Source organism: Halorubrum sp. SP9 (assembly GCF_005435015.1).
Lineage (GTDB): Archaea > Halobacteriota > Halobacteria > Halobacteriales > Haloferacaceae > Halorubrum > Halorubrum sodomense.
In genome coordinates, this window is sequence record NZ_SGXU01000105.1 from 1 (window position 1) to 1,365 (window position 1,365).

2 protein-coding genes and 1 pseudogene are annotated in these 1,365 nt (G+C 56.5%); all 3 read left to right on the forward strand.

Features of this window, described 5'->3' with window-relative positions:
• Nucleotides 1-497, forward strand: a pseudogene (locus EXE45_RS16625) (hypothetical protein); the annotation flags it as partial.
• A complete protein-coding gene (locus tag EXE45_RS16630; protein ID WP_137694979.1) occupies nucleotides 494-1,114 on the forward strand; it encodes a BREX protein BrxB domain-containing protein in 621 nt (206 codons plus the stop codon). The pseudogene EXE45_RS16625 and the gene EXE45_RS16630, both read left to right, overlap by 4 nt.
• On the forward strand, nucleotides 1,111-1,365 hold a 255-nt coding region (locus EXE45_RS16635), incomplete at its 3' end, for a hypothetical protein (RefSeq protein WP_137694980.1). The genes EXE45_RS16630 and EXE45_RS16635, both read left to right, overlap by 4 nt.

Sequence of the window (1,365 nt, forward strand, 5' to 3'; positions counted from 1 at the left end):
AATTAGTTCCTGATCTTGTTCCTGAACTTGACCGGTCATGGAACACGTTCGTTGACGAACGTGGCTTAGGTGAACTGGTCAACCGTATCGAAGAGCATCCCTGGGTACTCCCGGCTACCGATCTCCCAGCAGGCGTCCATATCGCCTTCGAGGGCGAATACATCACGCCAATGCGCCATCTCCAGCAGTGGTACGAAACGATCGAGGACGCCATCGCGACGCTGTTGAGTGATGCAGATTCAGACGAGGTGATCGGAGTAACGGACGACGTGGCGCAGTTAGAACCCCTCGCCGACGCCGTCGGATATACTCCGACTGAGTTGGGTTCCCGGCTCGACGAACTGTCGTCGATTGTTGGTAATCGAACGCCCGACAAGGTCGACCAGATCGGAATCGTACCTGACGATCGGCAGAAACTGAATCGTCGTATAGAGCGTCTTGTTGAACAGCAAGACCTTGAGATCGAGGAGACAGACGAAGGGGTGATTATTCGATGAGCCAAGGCAGTTCGTCGCCGTACCGCGAATTTAAAGAGAAACTGCGTACGTTCGCCCAGGGGCAGCACGGTATTCGCAATCCGTTCGTTATCGCTGCCGTCGAGCCAGCGGTCGAACATCGGGTAGCAGACCGTCTGGAAACCTGGTCGGATGGTCAGATGGAATCACCAGAGATCCCAGACGCAGTTACTGTTCAGCCAATCTGGCTCGACGAACTCCTTCCCCAGACTGACGTGTACAAACTCCTCGTCGATCTGGGCGATCCATTAGCCGACCTCGACGACGATACGTCGCCAGGCGAGCGTATCGAGGGGACAATGCAAGATCAGCTCGCCGAGGAACTCGTTCAACAGATGGTCGAGCACGAGCTTAGCGAAGAACAACTGGAGACCCAGAGCCACGTGGTGCTCCTGCTTAACCTCGGCAGTCTGTATCCATTCACTCGCGCGTCGGAACTGCTCGACGAACTCGACCGGCGGAACGTCAAGTCCACGATCGGCATCCCGTTCCCTGGGGACGTCGTCGGTGGAAAATTGAGTTTCTTCGGTGGCGAATCGCGGCACTACTACCCAGCCCACCAGATTGACGGGCAGATCCAAGGGGTGCATCTCCAATGACTATCGACGAGCTCTTCCACAGCGATCCGACTCGACAACTCGAAGAAGTACAGAAAGTCAACGCCCGAGAACGGGCCGAAACCGACGTCCGAGAGTTCTACGAAACGGATAGTGCCGAGCGGGTTCTCACGGAACTCGGCGAGACTATCAAGACACATCCCGGTGAGGCCGCACGGTTTCTCTACATCCACGCGACGTTCGGCTCAGGGAAGACTCACCTCCTGAAGCTAGTCGGCCTCCTTGCTGACGAC

Coding starts and splice junctions, on each gene's coding strand:
- EXE45_RS16630 (WP_137694979.1), top strand. CDS start 494: ATGAGCCAAGGCAGTTCGTCGCCGTACCGCGAATTTAAAGAGAAACTG.